At 51.0% G+C, this 18,399-nt stretch carries 12 protein-coding genes; 3 read left to right on the top strand and 9 right to left on the bottom strand.

Annotated features, from left to right (window positions below; all coding sequences use genetic code 11):
* Positions 1-129: 129 nt before the first annotated feature.
* The 5 genes from C7W93_RS14215 to trxA all read right to left on the bottom strand — a co-directional run bounded on the left by C7W93_RS14215 (position 130) and on the right by trxA (position 6,089).
* A complete protein-coding gene (locus C7W93_RS14215) occupies positions 130-1,896 on the bottom strand; it encodes a glycosyltransferase family 39 protein (protein ID WP_108440856.1) in 1,767 nt (588 codons plus the stop codon).
* Positions 1,897-2,150: 254 nt separating this feature from the next.
* A complete protein-coding gene (locus C7W93_RS14210; protein WP_108440855.1) occupies positions 2,151-2,420 on the bottom strand; it encodes a type B 50S ribosomal protein L31 in 270 nt (89 codons plus the stop codon).
* A 202-nt stretch (positions 2,421-2,622) separates the two neighbouring features.
* Entirely contained in the window at positions 2,623-3,921 is a 1,299-nt protein-coding gene (locus C7W93_RS14205) for an MFS transporter (protein ID WP_108440854.1), read from the bottom strand.
* A 433-nt stretch (positions 3,922-4,354) separates the two neighbouring features.
* A complete protein-coding gene (rho, locus tag C7W93_RS14200) occupies positions 4,355-5,617 on the bottom strand; it encodes a transcription termination factor Rho (protein WP_108440853.1) in 1,263 nt (420 codons plus the stop codon).
* 145 nt (positions 5,618-5,762) lie between these two features.
* Positions 5,763-6,089, bottom strand: a complete 327-nt coding sequence (trxA, locus tag C7W93_RS14195; RefSeq protein ID WP_108440852.1) for a thioredoxin TrxA — start codon at positions 6,087-6,089, stop codon at positions 5,763-5,765.
* Between the two features lie 332 nt (positions 6,090-6,421).
* On the opposite strand from trxA, the gene C7W93_RS14190 reads away from it, so the two are divergent.
* Complete coding sequence (locus tag C7W93_RS14190) at positions 6,422-9,184, top strand: PD-(D/E)XK nuclease family protein (protein ID WP_201747261.1); 2,763 nt, start codon at positions 6,422-6,424, stop codon at positions 9,182-9,184.
* A gap of 2 nt (positions 9,185-9,186) precedes the next feature.
* Positions 9,187-12,624, top strand: a complete 3,438-nt coding sequence (locus tag C7W93_RS14185; protein WP_370446498.1) for a UvrD-helicase domain-containing protein — start codon at positions 9,187-9,189, stop codon at positions 12,622-12,624.
* A 168-nt stretch (positions 12,625-12,792) separates the two neighbouring features.
* Here C7W93_RS14185 and C7W93_RS14180 read toward each other — a convergent pair whose 3' ends face one another.
* From C7W93_RS14180 to C7W93_RS14170, 3 genes are all read right to left on the bottom strand, one after another.
* Positions 12,793-13,536 carry an amino acid ABC transporter permease gene (locus C7W93_RS14180; RefSeq protein ID WP_108440850.1) on the bottom strand — a complete coding sequence of 248 codons (744 nt, stop codon included), beginning with the start codon at positions 13,534-13,536 and terminating at the stop codon, positions 12,793-12,795.
* A 324-nt stretch (positions 13,537-13,860) separates the two neighbouring features.
* Positions 13,861-14,679, bottom strand: coding sequence for a basic amino acid ABC transporter substrate-binding protein (locus C7W93_RS14175; protein WP_108440849.1), 819 nt, complete (start codon positions 14,677-14,679; stop codon positions 13,861-13,863).
* Between the two features lie 124 nt (positions 14,680-14,803).
* Positions 14,804-15,598 carry a basic amino acid ABC transporter substrate-binding protein gene (locus C7W93_RS14170; RefSeq protein WP_108440848.1) on the bottom strand — a complete coding sequence of 265 codons (795 nt, stop codon included), beginning with the start codon at positions 15,596-15,598 and terminating at the stop codon, positions 14,804-14,806.
* Between the two features lie 248 nt (positions 15,599-15,846).
* Here C7W93_RS14170 and C7W93_RS14165 point away from each other — a divergent pair, with 248 nt between their 5' ends.
* Positions 15,847-17,244, top strand: a complete 1,398-nt coding sequence (locus C7W93_RS14165) for an MFS transporter (RefSeq protein WP_225869887.1) — start codon at positions 15,847-15,849, stop codon at positions 17,242-17,244.
* Positions 17,245-17,314: 70 nt separating this feature from the next.
* On the opposite strand, the gene C7W93_RS14160 is transcribed toward C7W93_RS14165, so the two are convergent.
* Positions 17,315-18,391 (bottom strand): substrate-binding domain-containing protein, encoded by a 1,077-nt coding sequence (locus tag C7W93_RS14160; RefSeq protein WP_108440847.1) that lies wholly within the window; start codon positions 18,389-18,391, stop codon positions 17,315-17,317.
* Between the last annotated feature and the right edge of the window lie 8 nt (positions 18,392-18,399).

Raw genomic sequence — 18,399 nt, 5'->3', positions numbered from 1 at the left:
AAAATCAGTGGCAATAATTTACGTTTTTTCCGGGCCGTCTACGTTATGCGTTGTTGCAATAGCGCGTGATGACTTCTCATTCTGATTTTTCCGAAAGAAAATGTCATATTTTTACGCGCTAATTCCATGCTAATTGCCAACCCGTTGATATAAGCGGAAACGCTCATCGCGGTCGGAGGGGCGACGTCCGCTCCATAGTAATTTCCAGCGGCCACTAAATTGGCGCCAGATCGCGGCATCGTCGGATTTGGTATTGTTATTGTCCTGGTACAACAGAAAATCGCAACGTTCCTGACTTAACTCAGAAAATGGAATGTCTCCAAAATAGGCGAACGAAGCACGTTGTGCCGGGCCCACGTTGGTGTCGACGCATTGCTTGAGGTTGGGCAAATGCGCCTCGATTTGGGTAGCCACGCCTGCGTAGCTTTTGCCGTAATTAATCCATGGCAACCACAGCGTCATCAGCAGCAACCAGCACAATACGACGCCGCCTGAGGACAATACGACGGCGCGCCAAAGTACCGCTGGTCGGCGTGACAAGCGCCAGTTGACTAAAAATATCCAGCAAATTGAGCCGAGAATGGCGATCGTTAATGCGGTCGCATTAAATCCGGGTTTGAAGCCGGGCGCCAGCTTATAGGCATTCTTGGCAATTTGCGCTGGCCAGCCGGTTTCTTTGGCGATCCATCCAATCCAGATAAAAGCCGCGCATGTCGTCAGTGTCATCACCGAGAACCAATCGACCGCATTGATCGCGCCGCGTTTCATCGTCGGAAGACCGAATGCTGCCAGAATAATCAGCGCCGGTAAGAGTGGCAGAAGTATGCCTTCGTCCGGTCTTGGCGTCAGGAAAATCATGACGGTCAAACTGATGAAAAATGTCAGGGGCAGGGCAATATGAAGGGCTTTGCGTTGTTGTCGCCATGCGTACACGGCCCAGCCAGCGAACGGCCACGCTGGCCACGCAAACCAAATGCCGTATTTGAAGTAATACGCGAAAGTGGTCAACGTCGGCCAGCCGAGTTGCCGCAGATTTTGATCTTCCCAGAAAGTGAAATTATTGCCATCTGGCAGCAATATATAACTCGCCAGAAACCACGCACCGCTGACGATGATGGCGACGGGTAACGTCACCAGCAACAAATGGACGGCGATTTTTTTCTCTCGCAGCATGGCTAAACTGCTTAAGCCAATGAAGATTGTTATCGGGACAGCCCAGCCGCGTGTCAGGGTCAGTAAACCCAGCGCCAAGCCAAGTAGGGCGGCGCTGCGCAGTGCGAAAGCTGCCGTAAAAGCAGCGGTGCGCGTCGTGCCGGGTGCTGCGTTGGAGGCGTCGAACAGGCGCACCGCGAGGTAGATCGCGTATGCGACTAGCGACATCTGCAAGCTTTTTGCGGTGGTTTCGTGGCTGTGTAATAGCAGGCCGAGGCAGCCGAGATAAATCAGGAAAGCGCCATCGGCAAGCGTGCGTCCAAAATCTCTGGGTTCTGGCTGGCCGCCAAAGGCGAGTCGCAGCGGTTGCGCTTCGCTGCGGCGTCCTAGTAAATAGGTGGCGTACCACACGGACAGCGAACCGATTAAAAAGAAAACGATGGTCGATAGTCGCGCTGCCAGGGGATCGCCCAGCAACCAGCCGAAAAGCTTAATGCAGATTGCTCCGATCCAGAAAGTCAGCGGGCTTTCACCCGGCATAGGCAGGCCGACGATTTGTGGTGCCAGCCAAGTATTGAGGCTGCCATGCGCCATGGTCCACATAATGCCGAAGCTGGAGGCATCGTCATTTTTCCACGGATCGCGACCGAACAGGCCGGGCAAAATATAGAGCAAACCGAGCGCCCATAAGCCCCAGCGTGGCAGTGCGCTGGTGGCGGAAGCGGGAAGGCGAACTGGCTTCATCACAATGTGGCTTTATGAGAATGTTGAGGTGGGTATTGTGCCGCAAAAATTGCGGTGGGCACATATTATCGGGTACAAAGTGTCTGGCATCCCAGCGATCGATCCGTTGCACGATGCATTCTTAATACGTTCTTCATGCATGGCTTTTGCGCTACTAGTATGTCGATAGTTGATCGCGGCGTAGGCAGATCGATGTTGAAAATAAAAAAGGCAGCCAGAGCTGCCTTTTTTTACAACCGCTCAGCAGATATAAATTAACCTGCAGCGACTGATGTTTTTGAACCAACAGTACCAAACTTTTTACGGAATTTATCAACACGACCAGCTGTATCAACGATTTTATGTTGACCAGTGTAGAACGGATGCGATTCCGATGAAACTTCGATCTTTACTAAAGGATAGTCTTTACCTTCGAAAGTACCTGTTTCACGTGTTTGGATAGTAGAACGTGTGATGAATTGGAAACCGCAAGACATGTCTTGGACCAAAACTTCACGATAATTTGGGTGAATGCCGTCTTTCATAATTGCCTCAAAATTGTCGGTAGCCAATCGTCACTTCGTCGGTCGCCATGCTTCTTGACCCGATTGTCGATCACTTGCCAAGGTGGAAAACACGCGATTATACAGTAAAACTGCAATTGAATCAGTGGTTTACGCATGGCGCTTTGTTGTCTGACTGGCAAAAGTATTACCAGTCAGACTATTCTGCATAGGCCGGTTAGCGTCAGGCAGGTGCTTTTATAGCGGTTGTTTGTTGATTACCGCTTTTACGGTAAAGCACCAGCGTGGCAATCAGGCCGCAAACAGCTGCAAAGCTCATCCACAAACCTGGCGCTGCTTTGTTTCCGGTAAATTCGATCAATCCGGTCGCAATGGCTGGGGTAAAGCCACCAAAAATCGCCGTTGCCAGACTGTAGGCTAAGGAAAAGCCGACAGTACGCACATCCACCGGCATCACTTCTGTTAATGCAACGACCATCGCGCCGTTATAACTGGAATATAAGAATGACAACCATAGTTCAACAATCAGCATGCGATTGAAGCTTGGTTCTGACACTAACCAGGATAACGCCGGATAAGCGCTCAGGATCGTGAGGATCGTAAATATCAGTAACAGTGGGCGACGACCGACGCGGTCAGATAACGCTCCCATGACCGGCAGCCAGATAAAGTTGGAGATACCGACGCAAAAGGTCACGATCAATGCGTCAGTCGTCGTGAGTTTCAAGACCGTTTTGCCGAATGTCGGTGTGTATACGGTGATGAGGTAGAAAGAAACGGTTGTCATAGACACCAGCATCATGCCAGCGATTACCAAGCCCCAATTGTCAACCATGGAGCGCATGATCTGACGCATATTTGGTTTATGTTTGCGGGCGAGAAATTCTTCTGTTTCTTGCAACGAACTACGAATAATGAACAATACCGGCACGATCATGCAGCCGATAAAGAAAGGAATGCGCCATCCCCAATCAGCGATTTGCGCTGGTGCCAGATTGACCTGAAGGCCATAGCCAAGCGCAGCTGCCACAATAATGGCGACTTGCTGACTTGCCGATTGCCAGCTCACATAAAATCCTTTGTGGCCCGGCGTTGCCATTTCTGACAGATAAACAGACACGCCGCCCAGCTCAACACCGGCTGAGAAGCCTTGTAGCAAACGACCGGTTAAGACCAGAAACGGTGCCAGATAGCCGATGGTGGCATAGCCCGGTACAAAGGCGATCAGCATCGTGCCGATTGCCATTAATGCCAGTGTCACGATCAAACCTTTGCGGCGACCGATGCGATCGACATACGCGCCTAGAATAATCGCGCCTAAAGGTCGCATTAAAAAACCTGCGCCAAAGGTCATGAAAGTCAGCATCAGGGACGCGAATTCATTGCTTGCAGGGAAGAAGGTTTTGGCGATATGTGTGGCGTAGAATCCAAACAGGAAGAAGTCAAACATCTCCATGAAGTTGCCGCTGGTAACGCGCAAAACGGTACCGAATTTTGATTGACTGGACTTGGTGGTTGTCATGGTTTTATTTCCGCCAGAATTTGAGGTTCGCAAGAATAGCACTTAATTGGGATTTATCTCGGGGCGTTGTCAATACGTCAGAGTTGTTGGATTATTCCTATCTTCATCAGGTATAAATTTTATGCCATATGCAAGTCAGCAAGGATGCCGGAGAGAACTTGCGAGGTTTTTTGTTTATTCTTTCAGCGTTTTTAACGCTCCATAATTTTGTTCTCATGGCGTGCTTATGTCCATAGCCAATCGAAAATTGCGCGTCTGCACTGGTCGTGTGCGACCGATGGACACTGTCCGAAGTTTCAAACTAACGTCTATTTTTCCGTATATTTTTTTGCTGTGCTGCACAAAAAAAGTCTGACGTGCTTGCGCAGGTCAGACTTTTTTGTAGCTCAATTCAGCGACTTCTTACCGCAATCGCCTATTTTCAATCATTCAATCAATTACCGCGCCGCATCATATCGAAAAACTCCAGATTGGTCTTGGTAGATTTGATTTTGTCGAGGATGAACTCCATCGCTTCGATTTCATCCATGCTGTACAGCAGTTTGCGCAGCACCCAGATTTTTTGCAGTTGATCAGGCTTGATCAGTAATTCTTCGCGACGTGTACCGGATTTGTTCAAGTTGATCGCTGGATAGACGCGCTTTTCTGCAAGGCGACGTTCCAGATGGACCTCCATATTACCGGTCCCTTTAAATTCTTCGTAAATCACGTCATCCATACGGCTACCGGTTTCAATCAGCGCTGTAGCGATGATGGTCAACGAGCCGCCTTCTTCGATGTTACGGGCCGCGCCGAAGAAGCGTTTTGGACGTTGTAGCGCATTTGCATCTACACCACCGGTCAGTACCTTGCCGGAAGCAGGGATCACGGTATTGTAAGCACGTGCCAGACGGGTGATGGAATCCAGCAGGATCACGACGTCTTTTTTCATTTCGACCAGACGCTTAGCTTTTTCCAGCACCATTTCGGCGACTTGGACGTGGCGGGTAGCGGGCTCATCGAATGTCGATGCGACTACTTCACCGCGCACTGAGCGCTGCATTTCGGTTACTTCTTCAGGACGTTCGTCGATCAACAGGACGATCATCACAGTATCAGGATGGTTGGTCGTGATCGCATGCGCAATGTGTTGCAGCATGACGGATTTACCAGATTTTGGGGATGCTACCAGCAGACCGCGCTGGCCTTTGCCGATTGGCGCGATCATGTCGATGATGCGGCCGGTGATGTTTTCTTCGCCGCGCATGTCGCGTTCGAGCGGCAGCGGTTTGTTCGGATGCAGGGGCGTCAGGTTCTCAAACAGGATGCGGTGTTTCGATGCTTCCGGTGATTCGCCGTTGACCTTGTCAACTTTGACCAGGGCGAAATAGCGTTCGCCGTCTTTCGGGGTGCGGACTTCACCTTCAATTGAATCGCCAGTATGCAAGTTGAAACGGCGGATTTGTGAAGGTGAGATATAAATGTCGTCGGTGGACGCCATATAACTGGCGTCGGGCGAGCGCAGGAAGCCAAAGCCATCAGGCAAAACTTCAAGAGCGCCATCGCCAAAAATTTGTTCTCCTGATTTCGCGCGTTTCTTGAGAATGGCGAACATCAGTTCTTGTTTGCGCAAGCGCGCGGCGTTATCGATGTCGAGGCCGATTGCCATTTCTAGCAGGGCGGAGACGTGTAGCGCCTTTAGTTCAGATAAATGCATAGTTATGAGTGTCCCGGGGTGGGAATTGTCTGGTGGGGGAGGGGACTACGTGGTGTGAGTAGCTTACTTGTACGGTGTCGTCTAAAAATTATAGGCGACGATGCGGGCGCACCGTCGCGTTTGTTCGCAGTTTACATCAGATACATCAAATATTGCTATCGATGAACGAGGTTAGCTGGCCTTTTGCCAACGCGCCTACTTTTTGAGCGGCTGCAACGCCGTTTTTAAACAAGATCAATGTCGGGATGCCGCGAATACCAAATTTGGCAGGTACTGCCTGATTAGCATCAACGTCCATCTTGGCGATCAGGATTTTGCCGTCGTATTCTTTGGCGACTTCTTCCAGGATCGGGGCAATCATTTTACAAGGACCACACCATTCGGCCCAAAAATCGACCAATACTGGTTTGTCGGATTTAAGTACATCTGCTTCAAAAGATGCGTCGGTAATATGTTTAATGTTTTCGCTCATGGTTTCCTCGGGTAGAGGGAAAAAGAATTAATGTGTGCCAAGACAACTTATCCGAATACCTGGGTGGCTGTCTGCGGCGGGTCCCTATTCTAATAAATAAGTGGGGATGCCGTACGAGACTTCAAGTTTTGCGGGTGTGATAAGAGGTGTTGCGGCGGGATGTTCGTTAAATAATAACCGATTTTAATAAAAAGGGGAGACAGTGTTCTTATTTTTTACCTATTTACGCCGATTGCTCGCATAAAATACTAAGCGCCTGTTGCAAAAAGAGTCGTCCAACAGGCCGATTGTAGTGCTCCTGGCATGATCCATATCCCTATTTCATGAGTAATATGCCGAATAAGTCTCTTTTCAAGTCCCAATTTCAGTCCTTATCGTTATCGCCTTCCAATACTTTTTGGCCCGAGGTAGCCGCTGCTTTGTCGCGTGTCTGTCGCGAAAGCGGTGGTGAGAATACGCGCGATCTTTCCAGTTGGCGCGTGATTGTGCCGGCGTATGTGCACGCCACATTATTGAAAGATGCGCTGGCGACGGCTTTACCCGGCGCCGGCACATTTATTCCGCCGCGTATCAATACCTTATCGGCACTGTTGCAAACCTTGCCGCCAGCGCCAAACGCGCCAACTGCCAGTGCCAGCAGTGAACGGTTGATGCGCTTGTATTCTGAATTGCGCCAACATGCGTGGTTGAAAAAAATATTTAGTGCGCGTCGCAACACTGATTTGCTACCGCTGGCGCAAACGCTGCTGGCATTGTCGGATGAGTTGACGCAGGCATTGTTGCCATCGATACGGGCGACCGGGGACATAGATCAGCGCTGGGAAGCCGCGCTAGAACAATTGACGCCAAGCGCCCGTCAGCTGCTGTCTGACGAGACGCAACTGGTATGGTCGATCTGGAAGAGTCAGCTGGATGGCGATGATGCGATGGCGGTGCGTTTCGATCAAATGCTGCAATTTGCGGAGCAAGCCAATTCACCGCTGGCATGGATCAGCTCAGTCGAACCCGAGCCGATGGAACGTGCTTTTCTAGAAGCCTACGCAAAGACGCAGCCGGTCTTACTGATTATACTGGATTGGCAGCCCGAGAATATCGCCACAGCCTATGCTGCCGCGTGGCCAGAGCTAATTGATGCGCCAGACGCAGCACAGAGCGGCCATCAAGCGCCTGTTGATGATTTATTTGCGGCCCCAGCATTTAATGTCAGGCAGCCATCCAGCCTCGCCTTGTGTGCTACTCACAGCATCGAAGACGAAGCCGTGCAGGGTGCGCAGACCATTCTTGACTGGCTGCAAGCTGGCAAAAACAAGCTAGCGATTGTGGCGCAGGATCGGGTTGTTGCGCGACGGATACGCGCTTTGCTAGAACGTGCGCAAGTCCACGTTGCCGATGAAACCGGCTGGAAATTATCGACCACGCGCGCAGCATCTGCGATTGCGGCATGGTTTGACGTTGTCACGCAACGTGGCGAAACGACGGCGTTGCTGGATTTTCTGAAATCTCCGTTTATGTTGGCCGATTTGCCGGATAAATCCTCGCAAGTTATGGCGATTGAAATAGCGCTGCGGCGGGCGAATGTTTTAGGTGAATGGGGTAGCGTCATTTATGCCCTGAGTGATGTGCCCGTGGCGCAACAAACGGTCTCCATGCTGGCGCAACAAGCGGGCGTCTACGCCGGTCGTAAAACGTTGCGTGGATGGATCAATACCGGAAGTGCGTTAGAGACAATTGGTGTCGCGACTGCGTTAAGCCGCGATCCTGCGGGTCAGCAAGTTTTGCAAATGCTCCAAAATATTGCCGCTGAAAGTGGGGACGACGGAGACGCCGCGCTGTTCTCTTTTCCTGAATGGCGCGCACTAGTCAATCTGCAGCTCGATGACACCAGTTTCATTAGTCCTGCCAGCGACCGGCGCGTCGTAATGCTGCCGCTGAACGGTGCGCGCTTACGACATTTTGACGCCGTGCTGCTAGTCGGTGCCGATGCTAGCCATTTACCTTCGCAGCCGCAAGAGACCTTATTTTTCGCCAATACCGTGCGCCGTGAATTGAATCTGGCGACGCGGGAAAGTCGCCAACGTCAGCAGATGCGCGATCTGGTCGAATTGCTAGCGATGAATCCGACGGTGGTGTTGTCATGGCAGGCGCATCAGGATGGTGAACCGAATCCGGTTAGTCCGTGGATTGAACGTCTGGAATTGACTTTGGCGCGTGCTGGCGTGGCTACGTTGCCACGACATCGCGCCATCATCGCAGAGCAGCGCTTATTGGCGACCCCAGCGTTGATGCCTGCACCGATCGCCGCAGTGCTGCGTCCGGGACGCCTTTCAGCCAGCGGCTACAACAGTTTTATTGCCTGCCCTTATCAATTTTTTGCTAAGCGGATGTTGTCGTTGGCATCGTTGGATGAACTGTCCGATTTGCCAGAAAAACGTGATTATGGCGGCTGGCTGCATCAGATTCTGCAGACCTATCATGAAATGTTGCGAGATCAATCTATCGCGAATGTGCAAGAACAGCGTGTTGCGATATTGGTGGATATTTCGAAGCAATTATTCGATAAAATTATTGCCAAAAATGCCGCTGCGCTTGGCTATTACGCACGCTGGCAGAAAGTGATTTCTGCTTATGTAACCTGGGCGAATGATCGTGAAGCGCAAGGCTGGCGTTTTATTTTTGGCGAACAGGCTTACGAAAAAAATCTATCGTTAGCTGAGGGACAAATTACGTTGCATGGCCGTATCGATCGAATCGATGAAAACGATGCCGGTGAACGCGCCGTGCTGGATTACAAATCCAGCAGCGTCATTGTCTTGAATAAGAAATTGAATGATCACGAAGATCATCAATTGGCTTTTTATGGCTTGCTCTCAGACCTGCCGGTGGAGGCGGCGCATTACGTCGCGCTGGAACTCAGCAAGGACAAAATTGGCGACGTCAGCGCGCCCGAGTATGCACAGGCGCAGACAGTGTTGGACCACCATATTAGACACACTATGCAGGCAATTTCCGACGGCGCACCGATGCCAGCGAATGGTACAGATGCCGTATGCCAATACTGCGATGTGCGTGGTTTATGTCGTAAGGGAGCATGGTAATGATGGAGCCACAAAATATGTCTGAGCATGACGAAGCTGGCGCACCAATGCCGCATCCCTATCAAATGAATGGCACACCAGTAGAAGCCCAGCCTTTCGTTAACGCCGCTTGCGATCCGCATCATTCCGTCGTGGTTGAGGCTTGCGCCGGTAGCGGCAAAACATGGTTGCTGGTGGCGCGTATGTTGCGCTTGCTGTTGGCGGGCGCAGCGCCATCAGAATTGCTGGCGATTACGTTCACCCGCAAAGCCGCGCAAGAAATGCGCGAGCGTTTGCTTGAGTTGCTGCGTGAACTAGCCTTGGCACCGGATGTGCAGGTCCGTATTCTTTTAGCGGAGCGTGGTATTCCGGCGCAAGATTTGACGCAAACAATGCCGCACGCACGGGCTTTGTATGAGCGCGTTTTGTCTAGTCCGCAAAGCCTGTCTATCGATACTTTTCACAGCTGGTTTGCCCGGTTACTACAAATTGCGCCTCTCAATTCGGGCGTGCCGCACGGCTATGCGTTGACCGATAAAACCGGCGAATTGTTAGCCGATGCGTATCGACGCTTCATGCAATCGTTAAACGATAAAGATAATGCCGAACTGAAGCAGACAATGTTGAGTTTGTATCAGTTGGTCGGTGACGCCAACGCACGCAAGCTTCTGAACGCATTCGTGAGTAAGCGGGCGGAATGGTGGGCCAGCAGCACCGCGCCGCTGGATATTGCTACGCCGTTGGAATGGCTGACCGCTATGTGTGGCGCCGATGCTGAGATAGATGCCCGACTATCGTTATGGGATGACGCCAAGGTAATCGACAGGATAAAAAATATTTCATGGTTGCTCGGGCAGGGCACGGCGACCAATCAAAAACGCGCGACGGCGATGGAAAGCGCGCTGACCGCGGGAGCTGCCTTAGAAAACTTCGATGCGCTGTGTCATCAGTTTTTTGACGATAACGGCAAACCACGTGGTAATACTAAAACCAATAATCTGAAAAAGGCGCTGGAGGATAACTTTGGTCCCGATGGCATCAGTGTTTTTGATGATGCATTTTTCGAGGTCGGCGAAGCGCTGAAATTACTGCGCCGCCGTAGTGGTGAACGGAATGTGCTGGCGCTGAATAGGGCCTTATTCGTTGTCGGAAATGCTTATGTAGAAATTTATCAGGCCATTAAGGGAGAGCAGCGCGTCTTCGATTTTGCGGATCTGGAGTGGCAAGCCTATCGCCTGATAACCAATCCCGACAGCGCGGCCTATGTGCAAAGTCGGCTGGATACGCGCTACAAACACATTTTGCTGGATGAATTTCAGGATACCAATCCGCTGCAATGGAGCATCGTGCGCGCCTGGCTAAATGCCTATGGCGAAGATGCCGGGCAACCCAGCGTGTTTATTGTGGGCGATCCAAAACAATCGATTTATCGTTTCCGCCGCGCAGAACCACGCGTATTTGTTGCCGCCCGCGATATGTTACAACGGCAGGGAGCGACAGTCTTGCAAGCTAATCAGACGCGCCGTAATGCGACCGTGATTGTTGATGTATTGAATGCCAGTTTTGATGCAAATCCCTTGTTTTCAGCGCAAACGACGTTGGGAGAAAAAGGCGGCGCGGTCTGGCGTTTGCCGTTGATTAAACAGACTCCTAACGCCGCCGTTTCAGCCGGGCAAGATGATGATGCGTTAATGGGATTGCGCAATCCTCTTACGACGGCGCGGGAAGAATCGGAGGACGCCCGGCGTCGGGATGAAGGCACTGGCGTGGCGCAGGCGTTGATTGCGGCGCGCCATAGAATACGGATTAAGAGCGTTGATGGTAAACGCAATGTGCGTTGGTCGGATGTCATGCTGCTGGTAAAAAAACGCACGCATTTAGGCGCGTATGAGAACGCTTTACGCAACGCCGGGATTCCATTTATATCGGATCGGCGCGGCGGTTTGCTCGAATCGCTTGAAATTTCCGATCTGATTGCGTTGCTGACATTTTTGATCACCCCCGACGATAGTCGCGCTTTGGCGCATGTGTTGAAGTCGCCGATTTTTTCTGCTACCGATGATGATTTGATTGCGTTGGCGCAGCGCACTGAGCGTGGTTGGTGGCCGCGTTTGCTGGCATTCACCGCGATCAGTGAAAATGCAATTTCGACGTCCGACGCATCCGCTGCGTTGCAGCGCGCAGCGCATTTGTTGACACACTGGCTGGCGCTATCACCGCGCTTATCGGTGCATGATTTGTTGGATGTGATGTTGCATCAGGGACAGTTGGTTGAGCGTTACGCGCAGGCTGCAACGCCGATGACGCGCAGTCAGGCAATTGGCAATATCGAAGCGTTCGTTGCGCTGGCGTTGAATATGGATGCCGGGCGTTATCCAAGTTTGCCGAAGTTTATCGATGCATTGCGGGTGCTGCAACATACTGCCGAAAGTGATGCGCCGGATGAGGCGAGTATCGATGCGTCTATCGATGCTGTGCGGATATTGACTGTGCATAGTGCGAAAGGTTTGGAAGCGCCCGTCGTCGTTTTGCTGGACGCAAATCATAGCGATCCGGCGCGCGATGATATCGGGATTTTGTGCGATTGGCCGCAAGATGAAGATGCACCGGTGCATTTTTCAGCGTTCGGTCGCGCCGCTGAGCGCGGCGCGGCGCGGGATCGTTTGTTTGCTGCGGAAGAGGGATTTAAGGCGCAGGAAGACTGGAATTTGTTATATGTCGCCACCACGCGTGCCAAGCAGTTGTTGATTATTAGCGGCGTTGCGGGGGCGCGTAGCAGCGCGGTTGGTGGGGTGACTGAGGGGAGTTGGTATGCGCGTCTGGAATGGGTGGAGGAAATAGATTTGGAGATGGCGGAGGAGGCTGCGGTTAGCCTTGATGCTGAGGGCGATGGCGGTTTTGTTTTGCCTGTGTTCGATCCGGTGCCAATGCCGTTGTCATCGTCATTGTCATTATTGACGCACGCGCTTATTGATGTTTCCGAGGAAGAGGTTTTGTCGGTTTTAGAGGTCAGTAACGATGCCATTGATGAAGGTGTGGCTTTGCATGCGTTGTTGGAGCGGTTGACGCAGCATGGGCATTGGCCGATCGTTGTGCCGGATGTTGCGACTATCGCGCGCTGGTTGCCGTGTACTTTGGAGTTGGCATTGATTGTGCAGCAGCAGGCTAGGACTATCTTGGCTGAGCCTTCGTTGGTACATTTTTTTGATCCGGGGTTACATGTTGCTGCTCGTAATGAGATGGAAGTGACGGCGGATGTTTCGTTACGCTTTGATCGGGTGGTGATGTTTGAGGAGGAAGTTTGGATTTTGGATTATAAGCGGCAGTTGCTGGACAGTGAGCGGGCTGGATATCAGGCGCAACTGAGTGGATATCGGGCGGCTGTTGAGGGAGTTTTTTTAGGGAAGAGGATTCGGACTGCTGTGATTACTTCGGATGGGGTGTTGGTGGAGATGGAGTGAATGGTTTTTAGTTAGTCGGTAATAGAAACGGGTTTTTCTCCGTGGCTACAGGCCGGGGGCACCTAGCCGAAGCAAGAAAAAGTGGCTCGCTGCCGGGCTACCTCCGGCGAACTAACCACGGAGAAACCCCCGTTTCAATTACCGACTAATCAGCCAAAATAATCCCCCTTAATGTCGCCCCGGCGCAGCATACTTCCTCTCCAACCGCGACACCAACGAAGCCAAACATATTGTCATCGTAAAGTACACCACCGAAATCGTAATATAAGGCTCCCAATACCGCGAGTAAGCGCCCGCGACCGTGCGCGCCGCATAAGCTAATTCCGCCAACCCAATCGCTGACACCAGCGACGAATCTTTCAGCAACGTAATCGCCTCGTTGCCCAAAGGCGGCAACATCCGCCGAAACGCCTGCGGCAGCACGATATACCGCATAGTCGCCCGATACCCCATCCCAAGACTAGACGCAGCATAAGTCTGACCACGATCAATCGACTGAATACCCGCCCGGAAAATCTCCGAAATGTAAGCACCCGCATTCAGCGACAGCGCCACCACACCAGAAATAAACGCCCCATAGTTCTGCTTGATAGTACGCGCCAGCTCACCCGAAATCAGCAAACCATTATCCTGATGAATCAACACCGGCATAACCGCAAAGTGAATCAACAGAATCTGTACGAACAACGGCGTACCGCGAAAAAATGCGACGTAAAAGCTAGCTAGCGCACGGACCGCCCGAAAAGGCCATTTCCACGGCCCGTGTTTGACATCGGCAACCCGCAACATCCCCAGAAAAAGACCCAGGATAGTCCCAATGATGATACTGATCACGGCCACCTGTAACGTCATGAAAAAACCTTGGACGAACAGTGGCGCGTAGCCTTGGATGATGCTCCAGCGAAAATCCATATTTTGTTAAGAAAAAGCAGTGCGACGGAATGAATAGAAAATGCGTAACTTTGAAAGCTTGCCGAGCTTGGATGAAACAGAAAAAATTGTCAGACATTGCATTTCGCAATGCCAACGTTTCACCGGTTTATCTGCATCGATAGGCAACTATCAATGCAGATAAATCGGTGCGTTTTATTCTGCCTCATTCATTCAGTGAGGATTTTTCAATCCCGCAATGCCTCGCAAGTCACGCATTTTGGCGCGTAAAAATGACGAAAAATTATACCGTACCCAAAATTAAAGCCCATATTCAGGTACGTCCACCTATTGGTGACTTACTCATTAGCTATTTTTTGCCGGACCAAAATATTTTTCGCTAATTTTATCGAAGCTGCCATCCGCCTTGATTTCCTTCAGTCCCTGATTTATTTTTGCCAGCAACGCGGGGTTGTTTTTATTCACCGCTATCCCGTAATATTCCTTCGGAAAACTGGAATCCGAAATCACGCGAAAATGTGCCGATAGATTATTCGCGATATAGTTTTTTACCACGGCATCATCGGCCACGACCGCATCGACGCCGCCGCTTTCAAGCTCCTTCAATACCAATGGCGTCGAATCGAGCCGCTTAATATTCGGATTATTTTTGCCAACTAACTCTTGCACTACCTGATCACCAGTGGTCGCACTTTGGACCCCGATTTTAAGATTTTTCAAGTCGGTAAATTTTTGTACCGTAGTGTTATTAATAGGCACTGCAATCAATTGGCTAGCCTCAAAATACGGCGTCGAAAAGTCAACAGTCTGCTTCCGTTCATCGGTAATTGTAATCGCCGAAATCAGTAAATCACGGTCGCCCTGCGCAAGGAAATTAAAAATTCCCTTGAATGGTGTCGGGACAAATTTGACCGCAATGCCGATTTTGTCAGCCAACACTTTCATCACTTCAATATCGAAACCGACAACTTCCTTCTTTTCATTTTCTGAAGAGAACGGCGCATAGGCAGATTCGACGCCAACCACATAGGCAGCATGTTCGGTAACGGGCGCTTCGGACGTTTTAGTGTCGGAGTTTGCATCTTGTTTATTACATGCACTCAGCGTTACCAGTGCCATGACAACGGCACAAACCGGAAAGCAATATCGAAAAATTTGTTTCATGATAATTCTCAAAAAATCGTCGGCGAGAGGTAAATATCTCGCCGGATGAAGTTCTCTTTAGGGGATGGTGAACCCGTGCGGGTTGTGCACCTTCTATCGTGCTGCAGGCTTGCGCCAAGGGAAATTACTTAACGTCGTCGGCAAAGTATTTGCTGAAGATTTTCTGGTAGGTGCCATCCGCTTTGATAGCGGCTAAACCATCATTCACTTTGGCTAGCAAGGCGGTATTGCCCTTTTTAACTGCGATGCCGTAATACTCTTTCGGAAAATCCGGGTCAGAGATGAAATGAAAACCGAGCGAAGCGTTATTTTTAACGTAATTTTTGACCGGACCGGTATCCAGAACAACGGCATCCACACCACCGCCTTCGAGTTCTTTTAGCGCCAACGTCGCGGATTCCATGCGTTTGATTTTAGGATTGCTTTTGCCTAGCAGTTTTTGTACCGTTTCATCGCCGGTAGTGGCACTTTGGACGCCGACGGTCAATGATTTCAAATCTGTAAATTTGGTGACTGTCGAACCTTTTGGCACCACGATCAGTTGCGTCGATTCATAGTACGGTTCAGAAAAGTCGACCGTTTGTTTGCGTTCGTCGGTAATCGTGATGGCCGAGGCCAGCAGATCGCGGTCGCCTTGGGCGAGGAAGTTGAAAATGCCTTCAAACGGCGTGTTGACGAATTTGACCTTGAAGCCCGCTTTGTCGGCGATGGCGTTCATCAGATCGACATCGAAGCCAACGATTTCCTTTTGTTCAGTCTGGTATTCAAATGGCGCAAAGGTGGCTTCTGCACCGACAATATATTCAGCAGGTGCGGCGGCCGATGCCGTTTTTTCTTCTTTGCTTTCTTGCTTGCCGCATGCTGCCAATAGAACAACACTTGAGGCGATACATAACAGGGCTTTTGATACTTTCTTCATTACTTTTCCTTTAAGTCCGCTATTTGCGGATAACGCGCTATTTTAAAGGCTGGATCAATAAAGGAGCCGAAAAAACCCTTTATTTAGGCGATTTCCAGAAATGTCGCACATTAATTATCAAAATATCATGCGTCATCACGCCCTTTGCCAAGACGCTTGTTTGCTAGTCCTTGGCTTAATGTTAATTTTTCATATTAAGCGTATATGATTATGGGAAATTTAAAATAGTACCAACCGGAGACGCTGTAATGATGCAAAACGAGGGCGGCGCTTTATGCATAACGCCTAAGGCAGAGTTATTGCTGGTCGATGCTGAGGTCAACAATCATGACGAGGACATCGATGAAAAAAGTACATTACCGCATCCCTCTGAAATAGAGCATGTCGCCGCTAGCGCTGCGGCTAGATTTGCGCAATCAAAGCTGGTGTTAGTGCTGGGTATATTTTTGGTAGGCATCAATTTGCGCCCGGCGTTATCAAGTCTTGCACCCATCCTGGAGATGGTGCGGCAGGGCACTGGTTTATCCTCGGCCGGTGCAGGAGTGCTGACGACTTTACCTGTGCTGTGCTTTGGTATTTTTGCACCGTTGGCACCTTTGTTGGCGCGTTGGTGGTCGGCTGAGCGGGTAATTTTATCGGCTTTATTGGTATTAGCCGCCGGCATGGCGTTGCGGGTTTTTCTAGGTGTGCAGGGTTTGTTTGCGGGGACTTTGCTAGTGGGCGCTAGCATCGGCGTGGTGATGGTCTTGTTGCCGGGGATTATCAAACGTGATTTTCCGCGTCATGCCGGTGTAATGACCGGTTTATATACGATGGCGCTGTCGCTTGGGGCGGCGTTGGCGTCCGGGATTACGGTGCCGATTAAACAACTGGCGGGCGGTGATTGGCGGGTCGCGTTGGCGTTTTGGATGTTGCCCGCGTTACTTGCTGCGGTCATTTGGTGGCCGCAACTTGCGCCGCGATTGTCGCTTTCAGGAGGACATCAAGGGCAGCATCGTTACCGCGTAAGTGGTGTTTTGCGCAGTAAACTGGCATGGCAAGTAACGTTGTACCTAGGCTTGCAGTCAGCGCTGGCCTATATCGTATTCGGTTGGTTGCCGACGATCATGATTTCGCGTGGGATGACGCCTCTGGATGCCGGTTTGTTGATGTCGCTGTCAGTCTCATCCCAATTGATCACGGCGTTTAGTGGGCCGTGGCTGGCAACCCGTGGCAAGGATCAGCGCTTAATGATTATCCTGGCGGTGATCTTTACCACAACCGGGATGATGGGCTGCTTGTTTGGGGGGCTGGGCGGCAGTGTTGCCAGCGTTTTTGCCAGTGGCGATATCAGCGACATCGGTGCGGTCTGGTGGTGGGCTGTGATACTGGGATTGGGGCAGGGCGGCACATTCAGCATTGCCTTAATGCTAATCGTATTGCGCTCATCCGATCCGCATATTGCAGCTTCGTTATCCGGGATGGCGCAAGGCTTTGGCTACAGTATTGCGGCGCTAGGGCCGCTTGCTGTCGGTATCATGCACGACATAAGCGACGGCTGGCACACCAGTGCCATATTGTTTATTGTCGTAGCCTTCGGGATTCTGGTTGCCGGATGGGGTGCTGGTCAGAATGGTCATGTCAAGGTGACGGTGACGCGGGAATAAGGGGCAAACATGACTAGTCCTCATTCTTATATGGCACTACAAGTCAGTCGCGGCCTTACTCGAACAGGCTTCAACTTAAGCTGGAAAATGCATCTGAAAGTGAAAAAATTTCGCCAGTTGCACTGCCGTCATAGCCAGCCAGCTGATTAACGACCTGACGGAAAGCGTCGGTTTGTATTGTCGTGATGACCTGTTGCATCAATGGGTCTTGCATCGCGGCGATTGGCAGCGCGAAGAAATAACGTTCTCTGATTAATGGGATAAATTCCAGACCAAACCGCTCTGCGGCAGTTTGTACGCCGAATCCAACATCAGCCATGCCGCTGGCGATGAAGGCAGCTACTGCCGAATGGGTAAATTCCGTACTTTCAAATCCTTCTATCGCTAATTGCGCTACACCAGCCTTGGATAGCAACATTTCTAGCAGCATGCGCGTGCCCGAACCGGCTTGTCGATTCACGAAAGATACGCCCGTACCGGCCAGATCCGACAGTGTTTGAATATTTTTTGGATTGCCTGGCGCGACCATCAATCCTTGCTTGCGCACCGCCAGATGAATCAAACAGTGCATCTTTTTGTTTAGCCAGCGGGCATACAGGGCAACGGTTGCCTCTTCAAATTCGCCAAAGGGCACGTGAAATCCGGCCAGATCGCATTCGCCGCGAGACAGGGCTGAGACGGCATCGGTGCTGTTGCGATAGCGCAGATCAAGTGGCAAATGAATGGCATTTAACTGGTTCAGCAGTGCTGCCACCGCAAAACCGTGGCTGGCATTCAGGCGTATCTTTTTGGAAGAACCGGCAACGGCTTTGCTGAGTTCGCCTTCCAGCTCTGAGGCCAGACTTTCAAGTGTTGGCGACAAACGCGCTGCAATGCGACGGTCAGCCCAGATTAATTTCTCTGCCAGCGCGGTTAGGATACTGCCGCGACCGCGCTCGGTAATCACTAATGGATGCCCGAATAACTGTTCGGCCTCGCGCAATAATCCCCACACATGCCGATAGGACTGTTTGGTCTCTTTAGCCGCATTCGAAATCGATCCGGTTTCCCTGATTGACGTGAGTAGCGCCAGCAGCGCTGCCGTGTCGAGCGAGTCGTCAGAGTGTTGTCCAATTTCCCAATGCGGCTTGATGGTGACTTTATACATGCAGCTTT

This window comes from Glaciimonas sp. PCH181, from assembly GCF_003056055.1.
In the GTDB taxonomy this organism is placed as follows: domain Bacteria; phylum Pseudomonadota; class Gammaproteobacteria; order Burkholderiales; family Burkholderiaceae_D; genus Glaciimonas.
Note: the sequence above shows the minus strand (reverse complement) of the source record. Positions and strands in the feature narration are given on the sequence as shown.

Bases quoted from the DNA above. Each gene is read 5' to 3' on its own strand.
- C7W93_RS14160 (WP_108440847.1), bottom strand. From the start codon at position 18,391: ATGTATAAAGTCACCATCAAGCCGCATTGGGAAATTGGACAACACTCT.
- C7W93_RS14210 (WP_108440855.1), bottom strand. From the start codon at position 2,420: ATGAAAGACGGCATTCACCCAAATTATCGTGAAGTTTTGGTCCAAGAC.
- C7W93_RS14185 (WP_370446498.1), top strand. From the start codon at position 9,187: ATGGAGCCACAAAATATGTCTGAGCATGACGAAGCTGGCGCACCAATG.
- C7W93_RS14205 (WP_108440854.1), bottom strand. From the start codon at position 3,921: ATGACAACCACCAAGTCCAGTCAATCAAAATTCGGTACCGTTTTGCGC.
- rho (WP_108440853.1), bottom strand. From the start codon at position 5,617: ATGCATTTATCTGAACTAAAGGCGCTACACGTCTCCGCCCTGCTAGAA.
- C7W93_RS14180 (WP_108440850.1), bottom strand. From the start codon at position 13,536: ATGGATTTTCGCTGGAGCATCATCCAAGGCTACGCGCCACTGTTCGTC.
- C7W93_RS14175 (WP_108440849.1), bottom strand. From the start codon at position 14,679: ATGAAACAAATTTTTCGATATTGCTTTCCGGTTTGTGCCGTTGTCATG.
- trxA (WP_108440852.1), bottom strand. From the start codon at position 6,089: ATGAGCGAAAACATTAAACATATTACCGACGCATCTTTTGAAGCAGAT.
- C7W93_RS14165 (WP_225869887.1), top strand. From the start codon at position 15,847: ATGATGCAAAACGAGGGCGGCGCTTTATGCATAACGCCTAAGGCAGAG.
- C7W93_RS14170 (WP_108440848.1), bottom strand. From the start codon at position 15,598: ATGAAGAAAGTATCAAAAGCCCTGTTATGTATCGCCTCAAGTGTTGTT.
- C7W93_RS14215 (WP_108440856.1), bottom strand. From the start codon at position 1,896: ATGAAGCCAGTTCGCCTTCCCGCTTCCGCCACCAGCGCACTGCCACGC.
- C7W93_RS14190 (WP_201747261.1), top strand. From the start codon at position 6,422: ATGCCGAATAAGTCTCTTTTCAAGTCCCAATTTCAGTCCTTATCGTTA.